The following is a 21,256-nucleotide window of genomic DNA, read 5'->3' on the forward strand; positions in this document are numbered from 1 at the left end:
GCTCTCACCCCGCGCCACCCGGTCTTTGTCTTTAAGGAGGTCCGAATGACATTTTCGTTGGTAGCTCGTTGCGCTGAAACCGGCATGTTCGGTCTGGCGATATCGTCTTCGTCGCCCGCAGTGGCCGCGCGCTGTTCCTTTGCGCGCGCTGGGGTTGGCGCTGTTGCGTCGCAGAACGTGACCGATCCAAGCCTTGGGCCGCTGACGTTGGACCTTATGGCGCAGGGCAAATCCGCGCCGGAGGCCATCGAAGAGATGAAGGCTCGCGCGAATTACATTGAATACCGTCAGGTTTTGGCGGTGGATGCCGCCGGTCGCACGGCGATCCATTCCGGCCCTAACTCATTAGGCATCTGGACGCAGGCGCAGGCCGAGAATGTCGCCTCGGGCGGTAATCTCCTAGCCAACGAGGGTATCCCGCAGGCCATCGTCGACGGGTTTCTGTCTGCCTCGGGACATATCGGAGACCGCCTGATCGCTGCGATGCGCGCAGGGCTGGCTGCGGGGGGCGAGGCGGGGCCGGTGCATTCGGCCGGTATGAAGATCGTAGACAAAGTCAGCTGGCCGGTCGCCGATTTGCGTTGTGACTGGACCGAAGGCTGCCCCATTGAGGCCATAGCAACAGCTTGGGACGTCTACAAACCGCAGCTGGACGCCTACATTCAACGCGCGCTCGACCCGCGCGAAGCGCCTTCTTACGGCGTACCCGGCGACGAATAAGCAGGGAGAGACAGCATGTTGGACTATTCACACGAAGACTGGAAAAGCCGCGCTGCGGGTTTGTCATTTCGCGGGCAGGCTTTCATCGACGGCAAGTTTGTCGATGCCGCATCAGGCAAAACCTTCGACAGCATCAACCCGGCCACCGGCGCGGTTTTGACCCCGGTTGCTGAATGTGATGAGGAAGACGTAAACCGCGCCGTTTCCGCAGGCCGCGCCGCATTTGAGGACGGACGCTGGTCGCGCATGGCGCCGGGGGATCGTAAGGCGGTGATGCTAAAATTGGCAGACTTGATCCGCGAAAATCTGGAAGAGATGGCGCTGCTCGACAGCCTTGACATGGGCAAGCTGGTGACGGATGCCGCCACCATCGACGCGCCTGGTTCGGCGCATTTCTTCCAATGGTACGCCGAAGCCATCGACAAGGTGTATGACGAGGTCGCACCCACAGGCCCCGGCGATCTGGCGCTGGTCCGCCGTGTGCCATTAGGCGTCGTCGGTGCGGTGACGCCCTGGAACTTCCCGCTGGATATGGCCACGTGGAAAGCGGCCGCTGCCTTGGCCGCTGGCAACTCGGTTGTGTTGAAGCCCGCCGAACAATCGCCCCTGTCTGCATTGCGACTGGCGGAATTGGCGGCAGAGGCTGGCATCCCCGATGGCGTCTTCAACGTTGTGCCCGGATTTGGTGTCACTGCGGGCAAGGCGCTGGGGCTGCATATGGACGTGGATTGTCTGGCCTTCACCGGCTCGACCACCATTGGCAAGATGTTCATGCAGTATTCGGGCCAGTCGAACCTGAAACAGGTCTGGCCGGAAACCGGGGGCAAAAGCCCCAATCTGGTCTTTGCCGATTGCGAGGATCTGGACGCCGCCGCCGACATGGCCGCCTTTGGTATCTTCTTCAATCAGGGCGAAGTCTGCTCGGCCAACTCGCGGCTGTATGTGGAACGCTCGATCAAGGATGCGTTCGTCGAGAAACTGATCGACCGAGCACAAGCGACCCAACCGGGTGATCCGTTGGACCCGGCTTCGAAGATGGGCGCGATTGTCGATGAGAAGCAGACGCAGGGCATCATGCAATTCGTCGAAGAGGGTAGGAAATCCGCAAATCTGGTGACAGGTGGCCAACGCGTCACGGTCGATGGCAAAGGATGTTTCGTGCAACCAACCATCTTTGACGATGTGGCGCATGACAACCCACTTGCGCGGGACGAAATCTTTGGCCCGGTCCTTTCGGTCATTCCCTTCGACACCGAAGAAGACGCTGTGCGGATGGCGAACGACTCGATCTATGGGCTGGCGGCATCGGTTTGGACCGACAACCTGTCTCGGGCCTGCCGGGTTTCGGAAAAGCTGATGGTCGGAACTGTATCGGTGAACACGGTGGATGCGCTGTCAGCGCAGACCCCATTTGGCGGAATGAAACAGTCGGGCTTTGGGCGCGATTTGTCATTGCACTCGCTTGAAAAGTATACTGCTTTGAAGACCACGTGGATCAAGTACAAGGCTTGATCCGCGAGCAAGCGGGGATGCGCCATTGCCTTTCAGATACACGCTGCGGCAGCTTGAGTATTTTGTGGCCGTGGGAAAAGCAGGCAGCATTGCCGCCGCCAGCGATAAGCTGAACGTGTCATCGCCGTCAATCTCGGCGGCGATCACCCAGCTTGAGGTCGAGTTCGGCGTCAGCCTATTTGTGCGTGAGCACGCCCGCGGCCTGTCGCTGACGAAGGCCGGACACAAATTCATGGAACGCACCGAGTTCGTGCTGCGCGAGGCCGAGCTTTTGGCCACTCTCGCCGGGGAAATCACTGGTAAGGTTCAGGGCGTGCTTTCAGTCGGGTGTCTGGTGACCTTTGCACAGATCATCTTGCCGGGGTTGCGGCGGGAGTTCGAGAATATCTATCCCGAAGTGCGTATCGAACAGAGGGAACTTAATCAGGCCGACATCTTCAGTCAGCTGCGCCGTGCTGAACTGGACATCGCGCTGACATATGATTTGGATATCCCTGCAGACCTTGATTTCAGGCCACTGCACGCGCTGCCGCCTTACGTTGTTCTTGGTCAGGATCATCCGTTGGCGGACCGGTCCGAACTGGCAATCTCGGATCTGCAGGATAACCCGATGGTATTGCTGGACCTGCCATTCAGTGGCGAATACTTCCTGTCATTCTTTCGCGAAGCGAATGTCAAGCCGAACATCGCCGAGCGTACGGCGGATATGTCGGTCATGCGTTCGCTGGTCGCCAATGGGTTCGGGTTTTCGATTGCGAATATACAGCCCATCAACGCGCTGTCACCGGACGGCAAAAAGCTGATCTTCGTGCCGTTGACGGGCGGTCTCAGGCCGATGAAGCTGGGCCTTCTCAGCGCGCGGAGCGAAAATGAAACCAACACAAGAAAAGCCTTTGTTGAGCACTGCGAACAAGCAGTGAAATCCGGCACGCTTCCCGGCCTTTATGTCGGGACGCAAACCTAGTGCGGCTTCGGCTTGTCCTAACCGGTGCTTCGCCATTCTTGGATTTATGTTTTCCGTGCGTTGTGTAGGCTGATCTGTAACAAGGACGCGCACTCGTTCCGGCGGCAAGGCAGGCTTTAATCGCATGACAGAAACCCTTGATATTCTGGAAAAACTGGTCGGCTTCGATACCGTCAGCAAGAATTCCAATCTCGAACTGGCTGCGTATGTTGAAGCGTTTCTGGAAGCGCGCGGATTTGCCGTTCACCGCATTACCGACCCTGGTGGAGAGAAAACCGGTCTCTTTGCGGAAAAAGGGCCAGAGGGCGACGGGGTCCTGTTGTCCGCCCACACCGATGTTGTGCCGGTTGAAGGTCAGAATTGGACCAAAGATCCCTTTCGCCTGACCCGCGACGGCAGTCGCGTCTATGGGCGTGGCACTACTGATATGAAAGGGTATGTGGCCTCTGTCATGGCGCTGGCGGATCGTGCCGCTGACGTGAGCTTGCGCGAGCCGCTCAAGATCGCTTTATCCTATGACGAAGAGGTGGGGTGCGTTGGCATTCAGCACATGCTGGACCGCTTGGCCCCGATGCTTGGCCAGCCTCGGGCCTGTTTTGTTGGTGAGCCCACAGAAATGCAGGTCGCCATCGGCCACAAAGGAAAAGCTGCGTTGCGCGCCGTGTGTCATGGGCAAAACGGGCACTCAGCTCTGGCGCCGAATTTCGTTAACGCGCTACATTTGGCGACCGATTTTGTTGGCGAGCTGCGACATCTGCAGAAAACCTATGCCGAAAGCGGATACAGTGACCCGGCTTATTCGGTACCGTACACCACCTTCCATGTGGGAACGATGTCGGGCGGAAAGGCATTGAACATTGTGCCAGACCGGGCCGAGCTGACCTTTGAATATCGCCATCTTGCCTCGGATCACGGTAAAGACATCCTGAGCCAGATACAGGATGTGGCAGACCGGGTCGGTGCGCGGTATCAGGACATCTGCCCGGATGCACGGGTCGAAATTGAACAATACAACGCCTATCCCGGGTTGGATGTCGCTGAGTCCGATGCGGTGATCGGCTATGCCCAGAAACTGGCACAAAGCAATACAACCACAAAGGTCGCTTTTGGAACCGAAGCGGGGTTTTTCAGCGAGCTTGGCATCCCAACGGTCGTTTGCGGGCCAGGCTCGATGGAGGGGCAGGGCCATAAACCAGATGAGTATCTGGAGATCGGGCAACTGAAAGCCTGCGATGCGATGATGGACCGTATCCTAGATGACATCAGCCACTGACGGCCGATGAACCTGCTTCAAGACCTTTCGTTCGTTGATGACCTCAGCCTTCTGGGGGCATCATCTGCGTCTGTTATCTGACGGTGTTTCGAGTTCTGCGCGGCGCGAAGTAGAAGGCATCGCGCCGGTGTTACTCGGCAATCATATAGTACTTGCGCAGGGTCTGGGTGATTTCCCAGGTGCAGGGCGTACCTTTGGGTACAAAAAACGTGTCTCCCGCAGTAAATGTCTGCGGTGAACCATCCGCGCCAGTCAGGGTCACTGAACCCGAGATTACCGTCATCATCTCGTCCACAGGATAGGCGTCGATGACTTCCCGGCAAGGGGCGCATTCCCAAACACCAACCGAGATTTTCTCGTCCCGGCTTTCAAAAAAGCTGCTGATAGTTTCGGTCCTGTCATCAGTGGTGAAATCGTTTTCTGCCACCAGAGATGACGGGACAAAACCGGTCTCAGGATTGCCGTTGGAGAGAAGGCGAATTGGTTTTTGCATAGTGCTGTTTCCTTCTTTGCGGCCAATGTGGCCATGAAAGAAAATGGCTCCCCGGGACAGTAAAGTTGAACCGGAGAGCTGCAATTCAGAAGAATAGGTTCATTTCTTCAAGTTGGTCCAGATTTGATCGTACACCGATTGCACTTCCTCGGAACAGACCTCGATAAAGACGCCCGGGCCTGCGTTCGCGTGGGGGTTCTTTTCAGGCTGAGCTGCCAGTGCCGGGTCCAGAAAGCTATCCACGCCGTTCACGCCAGCGTTGTACTGCGCAAAGTTTGTCACAGCGGCGATGTTTTCAGGTTCCAGCAGGAAATCCATGAAGATCAGCGCGTTTTCGCGGTTGGGTGCATCTTTCAGTAACACAACGTTGTCCATCCATGCGATATAGCCTTGTGTCGGATAGGCGTATTCGACATTGGCGCCTTCTTCGCGCGCCTTGGCTGCAAACCCGTCGTAGATTTGACCGACGGCTGCATCACCGGACACCAGAACCTCTTTCGCGGTGTCCGAGTTGAACGAGGCCCAATGCTGTTTGGCCTCTTGCAGCATGGCGTTCAGCGCTTTCAGCTGCTCGCGGTCGCTTGAACACTGCGGGATGCCCATGTGAAGCGCGGCCATTGCCATGACTTCACCCTGACTATCCAGCATGTTGATACGGCCCTGAAGCTCGGCAGGCGGGTTGAACAGGATGTCGGTGGTTTGGATGTCGCCGTCATATGCATCACGGCTGACGGCGAAACTGGTCGAACCCCACTGATACGGGATCGAAGATTGCCGGCCCGGGTCAAAGTTGGGATCCGCCCATTCCGGCGCAATGTTTCCTTTGTTCTTCAGCTCACCGTCGGCGATCGTGTCCAGCATGCCTTCGCCAGCCATGATCGCGACCATATAGTCACCGGGTACGGAAACGTCATAGGTGCCAATACCGCCCGCTTTCAGCGATGCCAGCATCGCCTCGTTCGAGTCGTAGGTGTCCATCGTTACGTTGATGCCGGTTTCTTCAGAGAATTTATCCAGCAGCTCCTGCGGGATGTACTCGAACCAATGGTAAATGACCAATTCACCTTCGGCTGCAGCGGCATTGGCCCCTAATGTCAGGGCAAGAGCGGCGGCGCCGCTTTTCATCAAGTGTTTCATTTGTCTCTCCCTCTGGTGGTCATTTGGTGTTGTCAGACTTGCTGACAAAATAGCTGATCGTGACCATCACGACGGACACGCTCAGCAACATGGTCGAAATCGCCATGATATTTGGTTTGATCCCTTGCTTTACCGATCCGAAGATCGCGGTTGGCAGGGTCTCGACACCTGCACCTTTTACGAAGTTGGTGATGATGAAGTCATCCAGACTGACGATGAAGGCCAACAAGAAGCCCGAGATGATGCCGGGCATCATCAACGGCAGAAGGATTTTGGTAAACGCTTGCCGTTTGGTGGCATAAAGGTCCAGCGCGGCTTGTTCATAGCTGTCTTCGATCCCCTGCATCCGGGCCGAGATCGGCAGATAGGCGAACGGGATGCAAAACGCGATATGGGCCAGCAGGATGGTCAGCAGTCCGCGCTCGAACCCGATCGAGTTGAAAAAGATCAGGGTTGCCACAGCCAGAACAATCTCGGGCACCATGAGCGGCAAGCTGATCAGCCCGAAGGACACGGTGCGGAAACGGAACTTGCCCCCGCGCACCATACCGGTTGCGGCAAGCGTGGCGATGGTGGTCGCAACGGTTGCTGCGACAATCGCGATGATGAAACTGTTCTTGGCCGCCGTTTTGAACTTGCCGCTTTCAGGGCCGGTAAAAACATCCGCGTACCAGCGCAGTGATACGCCTTCCCAGTTGGTCAGGGATTGCGATGCGTTGAAGCTGTAGATCGTAACGACCACCAGTGGCGCGTACAGGACCACGAGGCAGAACAGCGTCATCGCCTTGAAACCGGTGTAGGATTTGATGTCGAACTGCTTGCTTGCCATTGGTCAGCCTCCGGCCTTGTCAGCTTTGGCTTGTTGCCGGGCCGAGAACATCAGGATGATCAGAACCATTGTCAGCAGGATCATCGAAGCAGCAGCCCCAAAGGGCCAGTTGCCGGCATTGCCCTTGAACTGTTCTTCGATCAGCGACCCGATCATAAAGTTCTTTGCGCCGCCCAACAGGTCAGGTGCCAGAAACGACCCCATCGACGGAACAAAGACCAGAATGCATCCTGCAAACACACCCGGCTTGACAGCGGGCAGCAGGACACGGCGCAGCGTTGTCCATTTGCTTGCGTAAAGATCCGCGGCTGCCTCGGACAGGGCAAAGTTATAGCGTTCGACCGCCGCGTAAATCGGCAAGACCATGAACGGCAGGTAGGAATAGAACAGGCCGAGCTGCACAGCGAAATTGGTGTTCACGATGTGCAAAGGGCTGTTGATCAGGCCGATATTCATCAGGAAATCGTTCAGTGGGCCTTGGTCGCGCAACAGGAACTTCATCGACACGGTTCGGATCAGCAGATTCACCCAATAGGGGATGGTGATCAGGAACACCCATATCGGGCGCATGTGCGCGGGGCGCGTGGCAATGAAATAGGCCGTTGGGAAACCGATGATAAGGCTGAGGATCGTCGCCGCTCCCGCCTGCCAGATCGACCGCCAGAAGATAGTGACATATGTCCACTCGATCTTTGGCGGTTCGTCCCCGAACAATCCACGGTCAAAGAAGAACTGATCATAGGCGGCCAGCGAGAATTCCCAGATCACACCACCGCGAAACTCTTTCGTAAGGAAAGAGTAGATCAGCATCATGATCACCGGAGCCAGCACCAAAATGGCCAGCGTGACCCAGGCGGGCAAAAGCAGCCAGGTGCGCGCCTCTTTGTAAGTATCTGTGGTTGCGCTGCCGCCGCTTGCCGCACCCGCCGCCATCAGTCCGCCAGGAGGCGCGCGGCCCCCAGCTCCATATTGACGAACATCTCGGTGCCCGGTTCAAAGATGCGCTTGTTCCCGCGATCCGAATTCGAGGTTCGGACGACAAAATCCGGGCCTTCATCCAGATGCACGATGGTGGTGATGTCGGTGCCGACAAAGATGTTTTCCTTGACCCGCCCGTGCAGCCCTTCGGATTCAACCGGTTCGGAGGACATATACAGGCGTTCCGGGCGGATCGACATGTGGACTTTGGACCCAACTCCAATCCCGTCCACCGCATTGCAGGTCAACTCGTGCCCACCGCCAAGATGGCAGGTTGCGCGGCCATTATCGATACCGTCGACGGAAACTTCCAACAGGTTGGTCTCACCGATGAAGTCAGCCACGAACATATTGTGCGGGCGTTCATAGATGTCGGTCGGGGTGCCAAGCTGCTGCATTTCACCTGCCGACATCACGGCAATCCGGTCGGACATGGTCAGAGCTTCTTCCTGATCGTGGGTCACGAATATGAAGGTAATCCCGGTTTCGCGCTGCAAATGCTTCAGCTCAAGTTGCATCGCTTTGCGTAGCTTCAGATCCAGTGCGGACAGCGGTTCATCCAGCAGCAGAACTTTCGGTTGCGGGGCAAGTGCACGGGCCAATGCCACGCGCTGTTGCTGGCCACCCGAAAGCTGGCTTGGTTTGCGCGCCGAAAACTGGCTGAGCTGCACCAGCTCCAACATCTCGCCCGCTTTCTTCAGCGCATCAGACTTCGTCGTTCCGCGCATTTCCAGCCCGAAGGCCACATTTTCGAGAATGGTCATATGCGGGAATAGGGCGTAGTTCTGAAAGACCGTATTTACGGGTCGTTTATTGGGCGGCAGGTTCTCAATCTCTTCACCAAAAAGGAAAATTGCGCCTTCGGTCACATCTTCGAAGCCTGCGATCATGCGCAACAGAGTTGTCTTGCCACAACCGGATGGGCCCAGAAGCGTGAAAAACTCATTGTCCATGATTGACAGAGAGATCTTCTTTAGCGCGGTGAAGTCACCATAGCGTTTAACCGCATCCCGTACGTCAATCGCGATTTGTTCAGTATCGGCCAAACTCGCCTCCATATGCACCGCGAAGTCAGGTTCGGGTATATACGGGCCAAGCGGTCCTCTTAAGAATTGAGTTCCTCATCAAACATTAGGATTAGCCTAATCATTTATTTTTATTTAATGAAAACATATGGATGCCTGATATTGGCCTGTTTTGCAGTGAACAGAAAAACCGACAACGCTTTGATGCCGTCTTGCCGTTTTTGGCTTTGTTAATACCAGAGCTCTCGAACACCTCAATCAGGGGACTGGACGAAGGGAACCTACCGCCCAAGTTAAAAGCGATCATAAAACCCCAATATTTTCGTGACGACTGGGCGCCGCCTTACCCAGACCGCTGTTCGCGCTTCGTTGATGTGATACACCGTAGCCCACTCGAATCGAATTCCCTCGGGACTGAGGCAAAATCCCTTAGGTTATTATCTGAAACGACTTGCATGTATATGGATCGAACGCTTTGAAAAATAACGCTCAAAAAGCAGCGCGTTTAAGCGTGGCACCCATGATGGACTGGACGGACCGGCATTGCCGATATGTGCATCGGCTTCTGAGCGGGCAGACCTTGCTCTACACCGAAATGGTCACGGCTCCTGCGCTGGTGCGCGGCGGGGCGATGCATCTGTTGGGTTACAGCCCCCAAGAGCATCCGGTCGCGTTGCAACTGGGCGGTTCGGATCCGCAGGAGCTAGCGCAGGCGGCACGGTTCGGTGCGGAAGCGGGGTATGATGAGATCAACCTGAACTGCGGCTGTCCTTCGGACCGGGTGCAATCGGGTACGTTTGGGGCGGTATTGATGAAAGACCCTGCTCGGGTCGCCGAATGCGTGGCCGCCATGCGTGAGGCGGTCGATGTTGAGGTTACCGTTAAATGCCGCATCGGCGTGGATGACCAAGACCCCGAAGAGGTCCTGCCTGCGTTTCTCGGGAAAATTCGCGCAGCCGGGTGCGAACGGGTCACAATCCACGCGCGCAAAGCATGGCTTCAAGGACTCAGCCCCAAAGAGAACCGGGATATCCCGCCCTTGGACTACGATCTTGTTCACCGCATGAAAGCGGCGTTTCCGGACCTGCATATTTCGATCAACGGCGGGATCACCTCTCTGGATCAGGCACGGATCCATCTTGAGGCCGGGCTGGATGGGGTCATGATCGGGCGCGCAGCCTATCACCAGCCGACCGATATTCTGGCTGAGGCCGACCCTTTGATCTATGGCACCGGTCAGGCTGCTGACCCGATTGAAGTTGTTCAAAAAATGGTGCCCTATGTTGAGGATCACCTTGCCTCGGGCGGTCGGTTGCACCAGATCACCCGTCATATGCTGGGCCTGTTCACCGGGCGTCCCGGTGCGCGGGCATGGCGGCGGGCCTTGTCCGAAGGTGCAGTGCATGAGGGCGCAGGACCCGAAGTAATGTTGCAAGCGCTGGAGCGTGTGGCGCCTCTGGCTGAGGTTTGAACGAAGTTACGGCCTGAGGCCGGTATGGGGGAAAGATGCCCGAAGCGATGTTGCTGGCCCAGATGCTGGGCCTTTTGCTTGTGATCGGGGCGCTGGCCGGAGTGCTGGCCGGGTTGCTGGGGGTCGGTGGAGGCATCGTTCTTGTGCCTGCCTTTTTCTATGCTTTTCAAACGCTTGGGTATGGTGGGCCGCAGCTTATGCAGCTGTGTCTGGCCACATCACTGGCGACGATCATCGTAACCTCTTTGCGGTCCGTGCTGGCGCATAACAAGAAAGGTGCCGTGGATTGGGATATCTTGCGCGGCTGGGGGCCGGGCATCGCCGTTGGTGCTATTGTCGGCGTAACGGTGGCTTCGGCGCTACGAACCGAGGCTCTGCAGGCGCTGTTCGGCATTTTGGGTATGGTTATAGGGGCTTATCTTGGGCTGGGTAAGTCCGAATGGCGGCTGGGTGATGCCATGCCCAAGGGTGTTCGCCGCGCGGTTCTGTCTCCGTCGGTGGGTTTTCTTTCCGTGCTGATGGGCATCGGAGGCGGCAGCTTCGGTGTGCCGTTGATGAGCCTGTTCAATACGCCTATCCACCGGGCCGTTGCCACGGCGGCTGGGTTCGGCGTGATTATCGCTGTGCCCTCGGTGCTGGGTTTTCTATTTCTCGATATCGCCCCGGAGCACCGTCCGCCGCTGACCATCGGTGCGGTGAACTTGGTCGCTTTTGCCATCGTGGTCGCCATGACGATGATCACGGCACCTTGGGGGGTAAAGCTGGCCCATGCGATGGACCCAAAACCATTGAAACGGGTCTTTGCGGTGTTCCTGACGCTAGTGGCCCTGAACATGCTGCGCAAGGCGCTGGGCTTGTGAGAGGTTTTCTCGAAAAGGGCTGGGTCAAGTTTCCGTACGATCCAGTGCTGGCGGAATGGGTGGGGCATGCCTTACCAGCCGCCCAAGCGTCGGTAACCGATCCGGCTCATGCTCAGTGGTTGGACTGCGAAGGGACGTGGTTCATCGGTGTCGATGCCTTGGATAACGACCCGCAAGGTAGGGTAGGGAATTCGGAGCCATTGTCCGGGCAAGCCATGGAATTCATCTCTGGGCAGTACGGTGATATCCCGCTGCACAAGGGGCAGGTCTCGGTAATCTATCCCGGTTATCCACGTCCCCGGCAGGGTGAAAGCGAAAGCGCCGGGCGGTATCGGCTGAAAAGGGATGCAGCTCATGTAGACGGGTTGCGACCGAACGGGCCGGATCGACGGCGGCGCGTGGATGAGCCCCACGCGTGGATATTAGGTGTTCCCTTAAACGACGCCAGCGCGAATGCTGCCCCGATGGTACTTTGGGAAGGCAGCCACAAAATTCTGCGCGATGCTTTCCGATACGCATTGCGCGGGCAGACTCGCGACAGCCTGCATCTGATTGACGTCACGGATATCTATCAGGCTGCCCGCCGCGAAGTGTTCGACACCTGCCCACGGATCGAATTGCCCGCGAAACCGGGCGAGGCCTACCTGTTGCATCGGCACTGTTTGCACGGGGTCGCGCCCTGGGGAGAGGGTGCATCTGCCGGCCCGGACGGACGAATGATTGCCTATTTCCGCCCCGAATGTCCTGGGGGAGTAGCCGAATGGATCGAATCTGCCTAACCTCCTGCCATTATTATGATTTGGAGGATTTTAGATGATAACGGTCCACACCAATTCTGATGGCGCGTTGCTCGAAGTCGAGCTGTCTGGCGAGGTGACAAGCGCTGACTATAGAGAGGTTCTGGTCCCGGCGATTGAGGCCGCGTTGGCAGAACATGACACGGTAAGCCTGCTGGCCGTGGTGCAGCCCGAGTTCAAGGGTTACGACTTGGGGGCGGCTTGGGCTGACACAAAGCTGGGCCTGAGCCATTGGCGGGGGTTTGACCGCATTGCTGTGGTAGCCGATCAAGGTTGGGTGCAGACAAGTGTTCGGCTGGCGGCCCCGATTCTTCCTTGCCCGACTCAAGTCTTTGAATTGTCTGAACTGGAAGCCGCGCGCCGCTGGATGCGTGAGTCACTGGGCGCCATCCACGTCATTGATCTGGGTGGCTCCTGTGTCCAGATCAGTTTGCTGGGAAAGCTGGACCCCAAAGAATATGAGAGCGCAGAACTTGATCTGGATAACCTGATGGTCGGAAAGGAGGGATTCCGCTTGCTGATCGATCTTCGGGAATTTGACGGGTGGCAGGGATTAACGGCCCTTGCGTCGCATTTTCAATTGGTTCGAAAGCACGTCGGGTTGCTGGATCGCGCCGCGATTGTCGGGGATAAAACATGGCAGCACATGGCGCAGCGTGTTGCGCGTCATATACTGGGTGCCAGAACTGAATTCTTTGCTTCGGACGAGATTGAAAACGCCAAGTCCTGGTTATCCGCAGGTTAAACAAGCAGAGGGGCGGGGCTGCGTGCCGCACCTTTACGTTGACGTCAGGTTACGGGGTGCAAGTCACTTCTAATTCTTGATCGTCTGGTCAAATAAGCGTTAACCAAAGCATGCTCTTCGGGCTGACCACTTCTGAAGAGTGAATATACCGAAGCGCGCCGCTGTGGGTTGTCACTCACTCAGCACCTGAGTTTGAACTTGACCCCCTCGAAGTTCCATCCGGCCTGCAGCGGCGCAGGCTCGGTTTGGGTAACATTCGAAAAAACGAGTTGATCTATTTCAGCCGAGCAGCACGACCGCCGCGCCGCTTTGTAAGCTGCGGGGCGCGGGAGGGCAGGTTTTCCATGATATCGGCGCGCTCGTTGTTATCCATTTTGGACCAGCGCGAAATCTCGTCAATCGTCCGGTAGCAACCGGTGCAAATGCGTTCGGTCGGGTGAACGACACAAATCTGTACACAAGGGCTTTCGACCTCATTCCTTTGCCAAACCATGTTCGTCATTGCCGTATCCCGTCGCAATTAAAGAAAGCGCAGCCTATCCAGCGCTCCTTGCAGAATATAGCCAGCAGCAACGTGATCGATAACCTGTCCGCGACGTTTTCGTGTCGTATCCGCCTCAAGCAGCGCCTTTTCGGCGGCAACGGTACTGAGTCGCTCGTCCCAAAACCCGATGGAAACTTCGGTCAAGCGCGACAGATTCCGCGCAAAAGCACGGGTCGATTGGCAGCGTGGGCCTTCGGTGCCGTCCATGTTTTTCGGTAAACCAAGAATGACACCGCCAATCTCGCGGTCTGCGATGATCTCAAGCAGGCGGGCGGAATCCAGGGTGAATTTCTTGCGGCGCACGGTTTCCAGAGGGCTGGCCACGCCGCGCATTCTGTCAGAGACGGCAACGCCTATGGTTTTCTCGCCCAGATCCAACCCCATCAGCGCGGTCATTGTCGGCAGGGCTGCAGCGAAGTCTTCGAAATCGTCGTGGATCATTGTGCGATCCCGGCCTGTAACGCCGCAGCGTCGATGATTTGAAGCGCCTCGGTATTTCCTGCGAAGACTTCCATGGCTTCGTTCTTGATGTCGATGGCGCGTTGGCCTTCGCCCAGAACGCTCAATGCGGCGATCAGACGGGCCCAATCCTCGGGCGACCCGCCTTCGGTTGCTAGACGGTCGGACAACTGGTTGACCATGCCCTTAATCATTTCTTGCCGTTCTTCCGGGGTCAGTGCTGCGGCGGCATCAATGTCATCCTGACTGGGGCCTGACGGGGGGTGGATGTTCGGTGCATTGAACACCCCTGCACGGAAGGCCAGATCATCCAATTGCGCATAGATCGCGTCCGCCCACGGTGCACCGGCAGGCGCGTCGCGCAGAGCATCCACCCATACACGGTAACCAATATCCGGGCGTCCGATCTGCACCATCATCTGACCCAGATAATACTGCGCCGGGCCATGACGCGGATCGCGCCGCAATGCCTGCCGCAGTGCTTCTTCTGCTTCGGGTGAAACATAGCCACCCACGGACAGGATCATCATCTCAGCCAGATGCGAATAGGCATCCGCCGGGGCGTTGTCGCCTGACAGTTCGATCACGCGCTGTTGCGCTTTATAGGCGGCGGGAAAGTTGCCCGCATTTGCCTCATGCTGCGCCAAAAGGATGTGGCCCTGCAGGTCGTTCGGGCGCTTTGCGACAGTGTCGCGCAACTGATTCAGAAGATTGGCATAACTCTCCTCTAGCTGCGGCAACTGCGCGGGCGGGGCAGCCTCTTCGGCTTCGGCCTGAGTTGGGCGTTCGGCGCGCAAGGATTCGGCGCGTTCCAACCGTTGCGTCAGAGGCTGATCCGGCAGTCCTGCGGCCCCCATCTGACGATACATTCCAACGGCGCCGCCAACCACGACCAGAGCTATGACGGCAAAGGCAGCAACAGTGGCCCAACGCGGCGGTCCGACGTGTTCGGCGCCAGCCTGCATTTGCGCGTCTGCAGCCAGAATACGTCGCGAGATTTCAGTGCGCACCCGCTCGGCGTCCGCCTCGCCGATGACACCACGGGCCAAATCCCGATCGACGCCTGCCAATTGTTCGCGATAGACGCGCAGGTCGTAAGCTGCCGCAGGCTCGCGCGTGGTGCGACCACGCAGCAGGGAAAAACCCAATATCACTGCAACCAGCAGCGCGCTAAGAAGTGTCACGACCAGGAACGACATGGTTTCTCCGATATTGCTGCCCTGACTTAGACCTGTCGGCGTGCCGACAAAAGGGACAAATGGCCGCGAGGGGGGGCTCATACCGCAATAATGGACCCCATGTCGCAATAGTTCGATATTGTGGCGTTGTCCGGCAGGGTTAAACTGTCGGCACACGGCATACCTGCGCCAATCACCGAACCGGATGGATTCGCTCATGAAACACTATTCAGCCTTTGCTGTGGCGCGGGAGGCCCTGCGCTATCACACCGGATGGGAGCGCGCGTGGCGCTCGCCCGAACCCAAGAAGAAATACGACGTCATCATTGTTGGTGCTGGCGGTCATGGTCTGGCTACCGCGTATTATCTTGGTAAGAACTACGGTATCCAGAACGTTGCCGTCATCGAAAAAGGCTGGCTGGGCGGTGGGAACACCGGTCGAAATACGACCATCATCCGGTCGAACTATCTGCAGGATCCGTCGGCGGCGCTTTATGAAAAAGCGCGTGGCCTGTACGAGGATCTAAGCCAGGATCTGAACTACAACATCATGTTCAGCCCGCGCGGTGTGATCATGCTGGCGCAGACTCAACATGAAATTCGCGGCTATCAGCGTACGGCACACGCCAATGCGCTTCAGGGAGTAAAGACCGAGTGGATCGGACCCGAGCGTGTGAAAGAACTGGTGCCAATCATCAATCTCGACGGTCCGCGCTATCCGGTTCTGGGCGGGCTCTGGCAAGAGCGCGGCGGCACGGCGCGCCACGACGCGGTGGCGTGGGGCTATGCCCGCGCGTGCTCGGCCATGGGCATGGACATCATCCAGCAATGCGAAGTCACCGGTGTGCGGTCCGACAATGGCCGCGTGGTAGGGGTCGATACCACCAAAGGTGCAATTGATTGTGACAAGTTGGGTATCGTAGTCGCAGGTCACTCGGGTCAGCTGGCCGAGATGGCAGGCTTCCGTCTGCCGCTTGAGGCCGTCGCCCTGCAGGCGCTGGTATCCGAGCCGATCAAACCCTGTATGGACGTGGTCGTTATGGCCAACACCGTGCATGGCTATATGTCTCAGTCCGATAAGGGGGAGATGGTGATCGGGGGCGGCACCGACGCCTATAACAACTTCACTCAGCGGGGCTCGTTCCACCATATTGAGGAAACGGTCCGTGCGCTGGTCGAGACATTCCCGATGATCTCGCGCCTGAAGATGCTGCGGCAGTGGGGCGGTATAGTAGACATGACCGGCGACCGCTCACCGATCCTGTCCAAAACGCCCTTGCAAGGCTGCTTTATCAACGCGGGTTGGGGCACTGGTGGCTTCAAAGCGATCCCGGGCTCGGGCTGGGGCATGGCACAGCTGATGGCCACGGGCCATTCGCCGCTGACCGAAGCGTTCTCGCTGGACCGCTTCAAAGAGGGCCGCTTCATCGACGAAAGCGTCGCCGCCGGGGTGGCACACTGAGGGCACTGCTCGAGGTGGCCAGCTAACTGAATTGGGGTCGGTCCCTGCACCGACCAACCGCCAAAAGGATGACCATATGCTGATCCTGAATTGCCCGTATTGCGGCGTAGATGCCGAAGAAACCGAACTTGCCGCTGGTGGCGAAGCGCATCTGAAGCGCTATGGCCCTGGATCGTCGGATGACGATTTCCACGACTACCTTTTCATGCGTGAAAACCCCAAAGGTGTTCATTTCGAACGCTGGCGGCACAGCAATGGCTGCGGCAAGTGGTTTCACGCGGCACGCTGCACTCAGACGCTCGAAGTGTTCGGAACCTATTCGGCCCAGACGACCGAGCCGCCCCAAGAAATCAAGGACGCGATCACTGCAAAGCGCCCTGGCTGGTCGTGGAGAGAATACGAATGATCCGCGCCGCCATCTGTAATTCCTTCTGCGAAAGGTCCGCACCATGAGCACCCGTCTCGCAAAACAAGGCCGGCTGATTGATCGGTCGAAACAGGTTACCTTTACTTTCAACGGCACCTCGATGCAGGGGTACGAGGGCGATACGCTCGCTTCGGCGTTGCTGGCCAACGACCAGATGATGATGGGCCGGTCGTTCAAGTATCACCGTCCGCGCGGGGTTGTCGCCAGTGGAGCGGAAGAGCCGAATGCTCTGGTCGGTCTGGGGCAGGGCAACAGGTTTGAGCCGAACCAGCGCGCCACTACGACCGAATTGTTCGACGGTTTGACCTCGATCTCGCAGAACCACTGGCCGAATTTGGAATTCGACATTGGCGCGGTAAACACTGCGCTGGCACGGTTCCTGCCGGCTGGCTTCTACTACAAGACGTTCATCCACCCAAAACCGTTCTGGAAACACATCTACGAGCCGTTTATCCGTCAATCTGCGGGCCTGGGTAAAGCGCCGGACAAGGACAGCCGCGACGCAGACACGTACGAACACTTCTATGCTTTCACCGATGTTCTGGTCATTGGCGGCGGTGTTGCCGGTCTTCAGGCAGCCAAAGCGGCAGCGCAATCTGGTGCCAAGGTTATGCTGATCGAACAAACCGCGCATTGGGGTGGCCGCGCGCCGGTTGATGGCGGGACGATTGATGGCGAGCCTGTGGATAAGTTCGTGGAACAAACTGTTTCCGAACTCGAAACAATGGGCAACGTCACGCTGCGTTCGCGCTGCATGGGCGCGGGCGTCTACGACCACGGCTATGTGCTGGGGTATGAACGCCTGAACGATCACACGCCGGGTACGCAGGGGCCGCGTCATCGCCTCTGGCGTATCCGCGCGAAACAGGTCGTGACCGCGACTGGCGCGATTGAACGCCCGCTGTCTTTTGCTGGCAACGATGTTCCCGGCGTGATGCTGGCCTCGGCCATGCGCGACTATGTGGTGAACTGGGGCGTGACGCCCGGTGAGCGTGTGATCGTTGCGACCAACAATGACGATGCATACCGCACCGCGATCATTCTGAAACAGGCCGGTGTGGACGTTCTGCGCATCATCGACGCACGCCCGGCAGCGGGCAATCTGGCGAACGAGGCGCGCGAGTTGGGTATCCGGGTTGATCCCGGAAAAGCCGTCGCCAAAGTCAAAGGCGGCAAGCGCGTCAAGAAAGTTGCGATCTGCAACCAGGAAGGTATCGGCGGCGCACGTGAAGAGGTCGAAGCCGATGCGGTCGCCATGTCGGGGGGCTGGTCTCCGGTCGTACACATGTGGTCGCATTGCGGCGGTAAGTTGATCTGGGATGAGGAGAACGCTCATTTCCGGCCCGATCCGTCACGTCCTCCGCTGGGTGCAAATGGCGAAGGTTTCGTTCTGGCGGCTGGGTCTTCGAGCGGTCCGCTGGCTTTGGGAGAGGTTCTGGCCGACGCGGATGCTGCAGGCAAAGCCGCTGCAAAAGCAGTGGGCTTTAAACCCAAGAACACCAAGGCGCCACAGGGCGAAACCACGGCAGAGGCAGCGATGGAGCCGGTCTGGCTCATGCCTGCCAATGCGGAGATCGGGTTGCGCATGAAGTCCTGGCTGGACTTCCAGAACGACGTCAAAGTGTCAGACGTTCAACTGGCGGCGCGCGAAGGCTATGAAAGCGTCGAGCACACCAAGCGTTACACAACGTTGGGTATGGCAACTGATCAAGGTAAGCTAAGTAATATCAACGGCTTGGCGATTCTTGCTGATGCGCTGGACGCGGAAATTCCCAAGGTGGGAACCACCACCTTCCGTCCGCCCTATACGCCGATCTCGATGGGTGCGATTGGCGGCGAAGCGCGCGGAGAGGTGTTCCAGCCGATCCGCCGGACTCCGATGCACGCTTGGCACGACAAGAACGGCGCCGATTGGGAGCCCGTCGGTCACTGGCGTCGGACCTACGCCTATGTCCGTCCCGGTGAATCCGTGCATGATGCGGTGAACCGCGAGGTGAAAAACACCCGCGAGAACCTCGGCCTGCTGGATGCTTCGACGCTAGGCAAGCTGATCGTCAAAGGCCCGGATGCCGGTAAATTCCTGGACATGCTTTATACCAACATGATGTCCACGCTGAAGGTTGGCAAATGCCGCTATGGCCTGATGTGCTCGGAAAACGGCTTCCTGATCGACGACGGCGTTGTTGCCCGTATAGACGAGGATACCTGGCTGTGCCACACAACCACCGGCGGAGCGGAGCGTATTCATGGTCACATGGAAGAGTGGCTGCAGACCGAGTGGTGGGACTGGAAAGTCTACGTTGCCAACGTGACCGAGCAATATGCGCAGGTCGCTGTGGTTGGCCCCAACGCCCGCAAGGTGTTGGAGAAGTTGGGCGGCATGGATGTGAGCAAAGAGGCGCTACCGTTCATGGAATGGCGTGACGGCAAGATCGGTGATTTTGTTTGCCGTGCCTACCGTATCTCTTTCTCGGGTGAGCTGTCCTATGAGATCGCGGTTCCTGCGTCGCAGGGGCAGGCGTTCTGGGATGCTCTGATCGAGGCAGGGCAGGAGTTCGGGGTGATGCCTTATGGCACCGAATGTCTGCACATCCTGCGGGCCGAAAAGGGCTTTATCATGATCGGGGACGAGACCGACGGCACCGTGATCCCGCAGGATCTGGGGCTGCACTGGGCGCTGTCCAAAAAGAAAGAGGACTACCTCGGTAAACGCGCCCATTCGCGCAGCCATATGGCCGATCCCGAGCGCTGGAAACTGGTGGGTCTGGAGACTGTGGATGGTTCCGTCATCCCTGACGGCGCTTACGCAGTCGGCGAGGGTGTCAATGCCAACGGTCAGCGCAACATGATCGGTCGTGTAACCTCGACCTATTACTCGGCCAATCTGGACCGTGGCATCGCCATGGGTCTGATCAAGCATGGACCCGACCGGATGGGTGAGATTGTCGAATTCCCGGGCACCGACGGTAAAACCTACAAAGCCAAGATCGTGGACCCGATCTTCTATGACAAAGACGGGGAGAAGCAGAATGTCTGAACCCATCAGCGCACTGAACCACGCCAGCTATGAAGGCATCGCCAAAGTCCAGGAATGCGGGCTTCAGGGTATGATCACCCTACGTGGCGACCTGTCCGACAAGGTGCTAGCCAAGGCAGTCAAGGACGCCACAGGGCAGAAAATGCCCGGTCAGCGCGAAGCTTTGGTCAATGGCGAAACCGGCGTTTGCTGGATGTCGACCGATGAAGTGCTCGTGCTAGTTCCTTACGCCGAGGTCGGGGCCAAGCTAGCCGCAATGACCAGCGCGCTCAGCGACACGCATGCTTTGGCCGTCAATGTTTCGGACGCACGTGCTGTGTTCAGCATCTCGGGTGCCAGCGCACGCGAAGTGTTGGGCAAACTGGCCCCGGTCGAGCTGTCGGCCGAGGCATTCCAGCCCGGCCAAATCCACCGCTCCCGTCTGGCCCAGGTGGCGGGCGCGTTCTGGATGGATGATGCGGAAACTTTTCGCGTTGTTTGCTTCCGATCGGCGGCGGATTACGTGTTCAACCTGCTCAAGGTTGCGGCGCAGCCAGGTAGCGAGGTCGGGGTTTACTAGTCGCTGTATGAGCCTTGTTGGAAAAAGCCGCCCGCTAGTCGTGGGCGGCTTTTTGCACGGGGCCTGGCGTTCCGCATCAGTCAAATCTGCGCGGCTCGACTACAAGCAGCTTACATTCATTGGGGAAAGTGCATCAAAATTTTCGCGCTAAATACGAAAAATCGTCAGACTTAGAGGATTGATTGTAAATCGGAATGTCGTTTGTTTGATTGACTTTCAAGTAAAGCCCGAAATTTTGCAGCGGCGCTTTAGGGAAATGCGCCCAAAACCAGTCAGTGCTGTCAGCCTGTAACGCGTTAATGCAACACTGGAGGGGCGGAAAAAGTCAGCAAAGTGAAGGTGCGGAAGACGATAGTAAGAAGCAGAGTTTACGAAACAAACTTCTCTTTTCACGGCTTTAAGTTTGTCAGCACCTGCTGCGCAGGCAGAGGTGCAAAGCTATGAATGCGATCTTCATAGCACACAGGATCAGGGATGGATTCTGCGGAGGTTGCTCTCGAGTGTGAACGTAGAAGTCAAGCGTGCATGGGCCTACGATGGGGCAATTCGAGCGTCAAATGAGCTGGCAAACATTGCCGCGGAAAGTTCAGTTGAGGCGGAATACAAGATGACGCGGCAAAGGGAATACCGCCTGTCCTGGTGTGTAACACTGCATGCAAGGGCGACGGTTGACTACAAAGTTGCATATACTGCAACGCTTGACCCCCGCAGCAATGCGATTGCTATGCGTGTCAGTTTCCCACAAGCAAACGTATCGACCCGCCCGTAAGGTAAAGGAGCATGCAC

General features: G+C 57.6%; 20 protein-coding genes. 12 read left to right on the forward strand and 8 right to left on the reverse strand.

All coding sequences use genetic code 11. The annotated features are described in order from the left end of the window. Positions 1-45: 45 nt before the first annotated feature. The 4 genes from ACR0LN_RS03400 to argE all read left to right on the forward strand — a co-directional run bounded on the left by ACR0LN_RS03400 (position 46) and on the right by argE (position 4,469). Positions 46-720 (forward strand): DUF1028 domain-containing protein, encoded by a 675-nt coding sequence (locus ACR0LN_RS03400; protein ID WP_480427793.1) that lies wholly within the window; start codon positions 46-48, stop codon positions 718-720. Positions 721-735: 15 nt separating this feature from the next. Continuing rightward, positions 736-2,232, forward strand: coding sequence for an aldehyde dehydrogenase (locus tag ACR0LN_RS03405; protein ID WP_480427794.1), 1,497 nt, complete (start codon positions 736-738; stop codon positions 2,230-2,232). Positions 2,233-2,257: 25 nt separating this feature from the next. Further along, entirely contained in the window at positions 2,258-3,196 is a 939-nt protein-coding gene (locus tag ACR0LN_RS03410; protein WP_480427796.1) for a LysR substrate-binding domain-containing protein, read from the forward strand. Between the two features lie 124 nt (positions 3,197-3,320). Then, positions 3,321-4,469 carry an acetylornithine deacetylase gene (gene argE, locus ACR0LN_RS03415; protein WP_480427797.1) on the forward strand — a complete coding sequence of 383 codons (1,149 nt, stop codon included), beginning with the start codon at positions 3,321-3,323 and terminating at the stop codon, positions 4,467-4,469. A gap of 130 nt (positions 4,470-4,599) precedes the next feature. Here argE and ACR0LN_RS03420 read toward each other — a convergent pair whose 3' ends face one another. The 5 genes from ACR0LN_RS03420 to ACR0LN_RS03440 form a co-directional block, all read right to left on the reverse strand. Beyond that, on the reverse strand, positions 4,600-4,962 hold the full coding sequence (locus tag ACR0LN_RS03420) for a cupin domain-containing protein (protein WP_480427798.1): 363 nt from the start codon (positions 4,960-4,962) through the stop codon (positions 4,600-4,602). Between the two features lie 99 nt (positions 4,963-5,061). Further along, positions 5,062-6,099 carry an extracellular solute-binding protein gene (locus ACR0LN_RS03425; protein WP_480427799.1) on the reverse strand — a complete coding sequence of 346 codons (1,038 nt, stop codon included), beginning with the start codon at positions 6,097-6,099 and terminating at the stop codon, positions 5,062-5,064. Positions 6,100-6,118: 19 nt separating this feature from the next. Next, a complete protein-coding gene (locus ACR0LN_RS03430) occupies positions 6,119-6,928 on the reverse strand; it encodes an ABC transporter permease (protein WP_480427800.1) in 810 nt (269 codons plus the stop codon). A gap of 3 nt (positions 6,929-6,931) precedes the next feature. Further along, the gene (locus tag ACR0LN_RS03435; protein WP_480427801.1) at positions 6,932-7,861 is read right to left on the reverse strand and encodes an ABC transporter permease; all 930 of its coding nucleotides are present in this window, start codon (positions 7,859-7,861) and stop codon (positions 6,932-6,934) included. Beyond that, a complete protein-coding gene (locus ACR0LN_RS03440; protein WP_480427803.1) occupies positions 7,861-8,964 on the reverse strand; it encodes an ABC transporter ATP-binding protein in 1,104 nt (367 codons plus the stop codon). The genes ACR0LN_RS03435 and ACR0LN_RS03440 overlap by 1 nt, the downstream gene beginning before the upstream one ends. A 442-nt stretch (positions 8,965-9,406) precedes the next feature. Here ACR0LN_RS03440 and dusA point away from each other — a divergent pair, with 442 nt between their 5' ends. From dusA to ACR0LN_RS03460, 4 genes are read left to right on the forward strand one after another with little or no spacing between them, the layout of a single operon-like run. Continuing rightward, the gene (dusA, locus tag ACR0LN_RS03445) at positions 9,407-10,402 is read left to right on the forward strand and encodes a tRNA dihydrouridine(20/20a) synthase DusA (RefSeq protein ID WP_480427804.1); all 996 of its coding nucleotides are present in this window, start codon (positions 9,407-9,409) and stop codon (positions 10,400-10,402) included. 35 nt (positions 10,403-10,437) lie between these two features. After that, the gene (locus ACR0LN_RS03450; protein WP_480427805.1) at positions 10,438-11,262 is read left to right on the forward strand and encodes a sulfite exporter TauE/SafE family protein; all 825 of its coding nucleotides are present in this window, start codon (positions 10,438-10,440) and stop codon (positions 11,260-11,262) included. Beyond that, positions 11,259-12,041 (forward strand): hypothetical protein, encoded by a 783-nt coding sequence (locus ACR0LN_RS03455; RefSeq protein WP_480427806.1) that lies wholly within the window; start codon positions 11,259-11,261, stop codon positions 12,039-12,041. Before ACR0LN_RS03450 ends, ACR0LN_RS03455 begins: the two co-directional genes overlap by 4 nt. Positions 12,042-12,075: 34 nt before the next feature. Then, complete coding sequence (locus ACR0LN_RS03460; protein ID WP_480427807.1) at positions 12,076-12,804, forward strand: SpoIIAA family protein; 729 nt, start codon at positions 12,076-12,078, stop codon at positions 12,802-12,804. Positions 12,805-13,078: 274 nt separating this feature from the next. Here the strand turns inward: ACR0LN_RS03460 and ACR0LN_RS03465 are convergent, their stop codons facing one another. The 3 genes from ACR0LN_RS03465 to ccmI are packed head-to-tail and all read right to left on the reverse strand — an operon-like array spanning position 13,079 to position 15,006. Beyond that, positions 13,079-13,306 carry a DUF1289 domain-containing protein gene (locus tag ACR0LN_RS03465; RefSeq protein WP_480427808.1) on the reverse strand — a complete coding sequence of 76 codons (228 nt, stop codon included), beginning with the start codon at positions 13,304-13,306 and terminating at the stop codon, positions 13,079-13,081. Positions 13,307-13,324: 18 nt separating this feature from the next. Then, on the reverse strand, positions 13,325-13,789 hold the full coding sequence (gene ruvX, locus ACR0LN_RS03470) for a Holliday junction resolvase RuvX (protein ID WP_480427809.1): 465 nt from the start codon (positions 13,787-13,789) through the stop codon (positions 13,325-13,327). Further along, positions 13,786-15,006 carry a c-type cytochrome biogenesis protein CcmI gene (ccmI, locus tag ACR0LN_RS03475; protein ID WP_480428349.1) on the reverse strand — a complete coding sequence of 407 codons (1,221 nt, stop codon included), beginning with the start codon at positions 15,004-15,006 and terminating at the stop codon, positions 13,786-13,788. Before ccmI ends, ruvX begins: the two co-directional genes overlap by 4 nt. 196 nt (positions 15,007-15,202) lie before the next feature. On the opposite strand from ccmI, the gene ACR0LN_RS03480 reads away from it, so the two are divergent. From ACR0LN_RS03480 to ACR0LN_RS03495, 4 genes are all read left to right on the forward strand, one after another. Continuing rightward, on the forward strand, positions 15,203-16,447 hold the full coding sequence (locus tag ACR0LN_RS03480; protein ID WP_480427810.1) for a sarcosine oxidase subunit beta family protein: 1,245 nt from the start codon (positions 15,203-15,205) through the stop codon (positions 16,445-16,447). Between the two features lie 76 nt (positions 16,448-16,523). Beyond that, complete coding sequence (locus tag ACR0LN_RS03485; RefSeq protein ID WP_480427811.1) at positions 16,524-16,853, forward strand: sarcosine oxidase subunit delta; 330 nt, start codon at positions 16,524-16,526, stop codon at positions 16,851-16,853. A 43-nt stretch (positions 16,854-16,896) separates the two neighbouring features. After that, positions 16,897-19,911 carry a sarcosine oxidase subunit alpha family protein gene (locus ACR0LN_RS03490; protein WP_480427812.1) on the forward strand — a complete coding sequence of 1,005 codons (3,015 nt, stop codon included), beginning with the start codon at positions 16,897-16,899 and terminating at the stop codon, positions 19,909-19,911. Next, positions 19,904-20,470: a sarcosine oxidase subunit gamma gene (locus tag ACR0LN_RS03495; RefSeq protein WP_480427813.1), complete on the forward strand. Its 567-nt coding sequence runs from the start codon at positions 19,904-19,906 to the stop codon at positions 20,468-20,470. The genes ACR0LN_RS03490 and ACR0LN_RS03495 overlap by 8 nt, the downstream gene beginning before the upstream one ends. Positions 20,471-21,256: the final 786 nt, after the last annotated feature.

It is taken from the genome of Ruegeria sp. AA6, assembly GCF_056542865.1.

What these genes read in the sequence shown, in the direction of transcription:
- ACR0LN_RS03485 (WP_480427811.1), top strand. Translation starts at nt 16,524, where the DNA reads ATGCTGATCCTGAATTGCCCGTATTGCGGCGTAGATGCCGAAGAAACC.
- ACR0LN_RS03435 (WP_480427801.1), bottom strand. Translation starts at nt 7,861, where the DNA reads ATGGCGGCGGGTGCGGCAAGCGGCGGCAGCGCAACCACAGATACTTAC.
- ACR0LN_RS03460 (WP_480427807.1), top strand. Translation starts at nt 12,076, where the DNA reads ATGATAACGGTCCACACCAATTCTGATGGCGCGTTGCTCGAAGTCGAG.
- ACR0LN_RS03420 (WP_480427798.1), bottom strand. Translation starts at nt 4,962, where the DNA reads ATGCAAAAACCAATTCGCCTTCTCTCCAACGGCAATCCTGAGACCGGT.
- ACR0LN_RS03495 (WP_480427813.1), top strand. Translation starts at nt 19,904, where the DNA reads ATGTCTGAACCCATCAGCGCACTGAACCACGCCAGCTATGAAGGCATC.
- ACR0LN_RS03465 (WP_480427808.1), bottom strand. Translation starts at nt 13,306, where the DNA reads ATGACGAACATGGTTTGGCAAAGGAATGAGGTCGAAAGCCCTTGTGTA.
- argE (WP_480427797.1), top strand. Translation starts at nt 3,321, where the DNA reads ATGACAGAAACCCTTGATATTCTGGAAAAACTGGTCGGCTTCGATACC.
- ACR0LN_RS03440 (WP_480427803.1), bottom strand. Translation starts at nt 8,964, where the DNA reads ATGGAGGCGAGTTTGGCCGATACTGAACAAATCGCGATTGACGTACGG.
- ACR0LN_RS03430 (WP_480427800.1), bottom strand. Translation starts at nt 6,928, where the DNA reads ATGGCAAGCAAGCAGTTCGACATCAAATCCTACACCGGTTTCAAGGCG.
- ACR0LN_RS03480 (WP_480427810.1), top strand. Translation starts at nt 15,203, where the DNA reads ATGAAACACTATTCAGCCTTTGCTGTGGCGCGGGAGGCCCTGCGCTAT.
- ACR0LN_RS03400 (WP_480427793.1), top strand. Translation starts at nt 46, where the DNA reads ATGACATTTTCGTTGGTAGCTCGTTGCGCTGAAACCGGCATGTTCGGT.
- ruvX (WP_480427809.1), bottom strand. Translation starts at nt 13,789, where the DNA reads ATGATCCACGACGATTTCGAAGACTTCGCTGCAGCCCTGCCGACAATG.
- ACR0LN_RS03405 (WP_480427794.1), top strand. Translation starts at nt 736, where the DNA reads ATGTTGGACTATTCACACGAAGACTGGAAAAGCCGCGCTGCGGGTTTG.
- ACR0LN_RS03490 (WP_480427812.1), top strand. Translation starts at nt 16,897, where the DNA reads ATGAGCACCCGTCTCGCAAAACAAGGCCGGCTGATTGATCGGTCGAAA.
- ACR0LN_RS03450 (WP_480427805.1), top strand. Translation starts at nt 10,438, where the DNA reads ATGCCCGAAGCGATGTTGCTGGCCCAGATGCTGGGCCTTTTGCTTGTG.
- ccmI (WP_480428349.1), bottom strand. Translation starts at nt 15,006, where the DNA reads ATGTCGTTCCTGGTCGTGACACTTCTTAGCGCGCTGCTGGTTGCAGTG.
- ACR0LN_RS03425 (WP_480427799.1), bottom strand. Translation starts at nt 6,099, where the DNA reads ATGAAACACTTGATGAAAAGCGGCGCCGCCGCTCTTGCCCTGACATTA.